The sequence below is a fragment of the Sandarakinorhabdus sp. genome (genome assembly GCF_032115815.1).
Lineage (GTDB): Bacteria > Pseudomonadota > Alphaproteobacteria > Sphingomonadales > Sphingomonadaceae > Sandarakinorhabdus.
Genome location: NZ_JAUMBI010000121.1, coordinates 1 through 4,635, shown reverse-complemented (window position 1 = coordinate 4,635; position 4,635 = coordinate 1). Strand labels below are relative to the sequence as shown.

Below are 4,635 nucleotides of genomic sequence, written 5' to 3'. Positions count from 1 at the left end.
ACTACACGCCAAACACTCGTGAAATCGTTGACCGTCAGGATTTGTATTCAATCACATGGCGTGGCAATGATTGGCGCATTACCGATGTGCGGGAAAGCAATGACCGCATGAAGGTAACATTGCTTTCATGGTCCGCCAAACACGGCAAAGTGCCGCATGCGGCCATGGGCGTGGATAGTGCGCTGGAATGCACCGGGTTCTTCACCGATGCCGCCAAGGCTGGTGCCCACATTACGGCCGGCGCCAAGAAGGTGCTGATCTCCGCGCCGGGCAAGAATGTTGATCTGACAGTGGTTTACGGCGTGAACCACGACAAGCTGACGGCAGAACACAACATCGTTTCCAACGCCTCGTGCACCACCAACTGCCTGGCGCCGGTCGCCATGGTGCTGGACCGCGAGTTCGGCATCGTAAAGGGCCTGATGACGACGGTGCACGCCTACACCAACGATCAGAAAATTCTTGATCAAATTCATGATGATCCGCGCCGCGCCCGGGCCGCTGCGCTGTCGATGATCCCCACCACCACCGGCGCGGCCCGCGCCGTGGGTGAAGTGCTGCCGCAACTGAAGGGCAAGCTGGATGGTTCGGCGATCCGGGTGCCGACGCCGAATGTTTCGGTGGTTGATCTCACCTTCGAATCGGCCCGTCCGACGACGAAAGATGAGGTGAATCAGGTGCTTGCGGCTGCTGCTGCAGGTGAACTGAAAGGCGTCCTCGATTTCACCGTGGAGCCGCTGGTCTCCATCGACTTCAACGGCAGCCCGGCTTCGTCCACCGTGGACAGCCTGGAAACCGCGGTGATCGGCGGCAACATGGTGCGCGTGCTGTCGTGGTACGATAATGAATGGGGCTTCTCCAACCGCATGGCCGATACCGCCGTCGCCATGGGCAAGTTCCTGTAAGAACAATGGCTTCGTTCCGTACCATCGATGACATGCCGGCGCTGGCTGGCAAGACCGTGCTGGTCCGCGCCGATCTGAACGTGCCGATGGCCGATGGTGCGGTAAGCGACGATACCCGCCTGCGGGCTGCGGTGGCGACCATCGCGGCGCTGGCCGATGCCGGGGCCAAGGTGCTGGTGCTGTCGCACTTCGGCCGGCCCAAGGGTCGCGATGAAAAGAACAGCCTGAAGCCGATTGCGGTGGCACTTGCTGCCGTTCTGGGCCGGCCTGTGTCCTTTGTGGCGGATTGCGTTGGCCCTGTGGTGACGGCGACTGCCGGGGCGCTGCCGGCGGGTGGCGTCGCGGTTCTGGAGAACACGCGCTTCCATGCCGGCGAGGAAGCCAATGATCCGGCGTTTGTGGCCGAACTGGCTGCGGCCGGCGATTTCTATGTGAACGACGCCTTTTCGGCCGCCCACCGCGCACATGCCAGCACCGAAGGCCTGGCGCATGTGCTGCCGGCCTTTGCCGGGCGGACGATGGAAGCCGAATTGAAGGCATTGGAAGCCGCGCTCGGTTCGCCGAAGCGCCCGGTGGCGGCGATCGTCGGCGGCGCCAAGGTTTCGAGCAAGATCGACGTGCTGACCCACCTGGTGGAAAAGGTCGATCACCTGATGATCGGCGGCGGCATGGCCAACACCTTCTTGGCGGCGCGCGGCATCGATGTCGGCAAGTCGCTTTGCGAGCATGACCTGAAGGACACCGCGCTCGACATCATGGCGCGGGCGGAAAAGGCCGGCTGCACCGTCCACCTGCCGTACGACGTTGTGGTGGCCAAGGAGTTCAAGGCGCATGCCGCCAACCGCGTCGCCAATATCCACGATATCCAGGTCGATGAAATGGTGCTCGATATCGGCCCGGCCGCGGTCGAGGCGCTGGCCGATGCGCTGAAAACCTGCGCAACGGCGTTGTGGAATGGCCCGCTGGGCGCGTTCGAGATTCCGCCCTTCGATGCCGCCACCGTGGCGCTGGCCCGCACGGCGGCTGCGCTCACGCAAGGGGGCACGCTGCTCACCGTGGCGGGTGGCGGCGATACCGTGGCAGCGCTGGCCCATGCCGGCGTCACCCAGGATTTCAGCTTCATTTCCACTGCCGGCGGCGCCTTCCTGGAATGGATGGAAGGCAAACCGCTGCCGGGCGTGGTCGCACTTCAACAGGCATAAAGGGGACACACCATGTCGATCACGCCCACCGTCAAGGCGATCCTGGCCAATTACGAGAGCGACAATCCCGGCACCAAGGGCAACATCGCGCGGCTGCTGATGCAGGGCCGGCTGGGCGGCACCGGCAAGATGGTGATCCTGCCGGTCGATCAGGGCTTTGAACATGGCCCGGCGCGCAGCTTTGCGCCCAACCCGGAAGCCTATGATCCGCATTACCACTACCAGCTTGCCATCGATGCCGGGCTTTCGGCCTATGCCGCCCCGCTGGGCATGCTGGAAGCCGGCGCCGACACGTTCGCCGGCCAAATCCCCACCATCCTGAAGATGAACAGCAGCAACAGCTGGGCCACCGGCATCAACCAGGCCGTTACCGGCGGCGTTGACGACGCGCTGCGCCTCGGCTGCGCCGCCATCGGCTTCACCATCTATCCGGGTGCGGACGACGTGTTCGACATGATGGAGGAATTCCGCGAACTGGCCGCCGAAGCCAAATCGGTCGGCCTTGCCACCGTGCTGTGGAGCTATCCGCGTGGCGGCATGCTGAGCAAGGAAGGCGAACTGGCGCTCGACGTTGGCGCCTATGCCGCCCACATGGCGGCGCTGCTGGGTGCGCACATCATCAAGGTGAAGCTGCCGTCTGCCCATATCGAGCAGAAGGATGCGCAGAAGGCCTATGAAGGCGCCGACTGGTCCGGCCAGGACAAGCGCGTGGCGCACGTGGTGAAATCCTGCCTGAACGGCCGCCGCCTGGTGGTCTTCTCCGGCGGCGCGACCAAGGGCACCGATGCGGTGTTCAGCGACGCAGTCGCCATTCGTGACGGCGGCGGCAACGGCAGCATCATCGGGCGCAACACCTTCCAGCGCCCGCGCGCCGAAGCGCTGGCGATGCTGGACAAGATCGTCGACATCTATCTGGGCAAGGCCTGACCTTGAGCAGCACGGACGACGAACTGGTTCCCCTGCCGGCAGACTTTGCCGACCGCTTCGAACAGGATGAGCGGCCGGCCTGCCAGCTTTACATTGTCTCGCCGCCGCGCATCGAGATCCCGGCCTTTACCGAAAGCCTGAAGGCCGCGCTGGATGCTGGCCCGGTGGCAGCGTTCCAGCTTCGGCTGAAGGATGTGAGCGATGCCGACGTGCTGCGCGCCTGCGAGGCGTTGCTGCCGGTGTGCAATGCAGCTGACGTGGCCTTCATCCTGAACGACCGTGCCGATCTGGCCAAACAGGCCGGCGCTGACGGCGTGCATCTGGGGCAGGGGGACGGTAGCATTGCCGACGCCCGCGCGCTGCTCGGCCGCGAGGCCCAGATCGGCCGCACCTGCCACGACAGCCGGCATCTCGCCATGGAAGCCGGCGAGGCTGGCGCGGATTATGTGGCATTCGGGGCGTTTTACGACACCACGACCAAGCCGTCGCACTACCGCCCGCAGCCGGAAATATTGAGCTGGTGGATCACGCTGAGCCAACTGCCCTGCGTCGCCATTGGCGGCATCTTCCCGCACAACGCTGCGCCGCTGGTGGAGGCTGGGGCGGATTTCATCGCCGTGGTGCGGGCGGTGTGGGATCATGAAGGCGGGCCGGGCGCCGGCGTGAAGGCGTTTGGAGACGTGCTGGGCTGGTAATCGCCGCCGGCATCCGCTAAGGCGCGCCCCGTTCGCTCCTCGCTCTTTCGCATCCCTGTTCCCCAACCGCTGCCCGCGCGCCCGCGCCGGCTGCAAGGATTTCGCCATGGTCGCCCATAGTTCGCTCATCACCGTCATGGAAAAGGCCGCGCGCAAGGCCGCGCCCAAGCTGCGCCGTGATTTCGGGGAAGTGGATGCGCTGCAGGTCAGCCGCAAGGGCCCGGCCGATTTCGTTTCCAACGCCGATCGTGCTGCCGAAGCCAGCGTGGTCGAAGTGCTGCGCCATGCGCGCCCGGATTGGGGTCTGCTGCTGGAAGAAGGCGGCGAGCACAAGGGCGAGGATGAACGCTGCCGCTGGATCGTCGATCCGCTGGATGGCACGTCCAACTTCCTGCACGGCATCCCGCATTTCGCCATTTCCATCGCCGCCGAAATCGATGGCGAGGTGGTCGCTGGCCTGATTCATCAGCCGCTGACCGGCGAAAGTTACTGGGCGGAGAAGGGCCGTGGTGCCTGGCTGCAGACACAGCGCCTGCGCGTGTCGGGCCGGCGTGATCTGAATGATTGCCTGATCGCCACCGGGATTCCGTATCAAGGTCATGGCGATCGCGCCCAGTTCAATTCGATCCTGAATGCCGTGATGCCGGAAGTGGCTGGCGTGCGCCGTTTTGGTGCGGCCAGCCTTGATATGGCCTGGGTGGCGGCCGGTCGGTTCGATGGCTTCTGGGAAACCGGCCTTTCTTATTGGGACATCGCCGCCGGCATGTTGCTGATCCGGGAAGCCGGCGGCTTCGTCAGCGATTTCCGGGGCAGCGATGGCATGGTGGGCCGGCGCGAGATCATCGTGGGCAACCAGTCTATCCAGTCGCGCTTGCACAAGCTGATCGCCGGCGCGCTGCGCTGAGC

General features: G+C 64.6%; 5 protein-coding genes. All 5 read left to right on the top strand.

The window, feature by feature from the left end:
* On the top strand, window positions 1-905 hold a 905-nt coding region (locus RT662_RS07460; RefSeq protein ID WP_409530144.1), incomplete at its 5' end, for a type I glyceraldehyde-3-phosphate dehydrogenase.
* 5 nt (window positions 906-910) lie between these two features.
* Window positions 911-2,107 carry a phosphoglycerate kinase gene (locus RT662_RS07455; protein WP_313670082.1) on the top strand — a complete coding sequence of 399 codons (1,197 nt, stop codon included), beginning with the start codon at window positions 911-913 and terminating at the stop codon, window positions 2,105-2,107.
* Between the two features lie 12 nt (window positions 2,108-2,119).
* Complete coding sequence (locus RT662_RS07450) at window positions 2,120-3,034, top strand: class I fructose-bisphosphate aldolase (RefSeq protein ID WP_313670081.1); 915 nt, start codon at window positions 2,120-2,122, stop codon at window positions 3,032-3,034.
* A 2-nt stretch (window positions 3,035-3,036) separates the two neighbouring features.
* Window positions 3,037-3,729: a thiamine phosphate synthase gene (gene thiE, locus RT662_RS07445; protein ID WP_313670080.1), complete on the top strand. Its 693-nt coding sequence runs from the start codon at window positions 3,037-3,039 to the stop codon at window positions 3,727-3,729.
* Window positions 3,730-3,835: 106 nt separating this feature from the next.
* Window positions 3,836-4,633 carry an inositol monophosphatase family protein gene (locus RT662_RS07440; RefSeq protein WP_313670079.1) on the top strand — a complete coding sequence of 266 codons (798 nt, stop codon included), beginning with the start codon at window positions 3,836-3,838 and terminating at the stop codon, window positions 4,631-4,633.
* The last annotated feature ends 2 nt before the right edge of the window (window positions 4,634-4,635 follow it).

What these genes read in the sequence shown, in the direction of transcription:
- RT662_RS07455 (WP_313670082.1), top strand. Translation starts at nt 911, where the DNA reads ATGGCTTCGTTCCGTACCATCGATGACATGCCGGCGCTGGCTGGCAAG.
- RT662_RS07440 (WP_313670079.1), top strand. Translation starts at nt 3,836, where the DNA reads ATGGTCGCCCATAGTTCGCTCATCACCGTCATGGAAAAGGCCGCGCGC.
- RT662_RS07450 (WP_313670081.1), top strand. Translation starts at nt 2,120, where the DNA reads ATGTCGATCACGCCCACCGTCAAGGCGATCCTGGCCAATTACGAGAGC.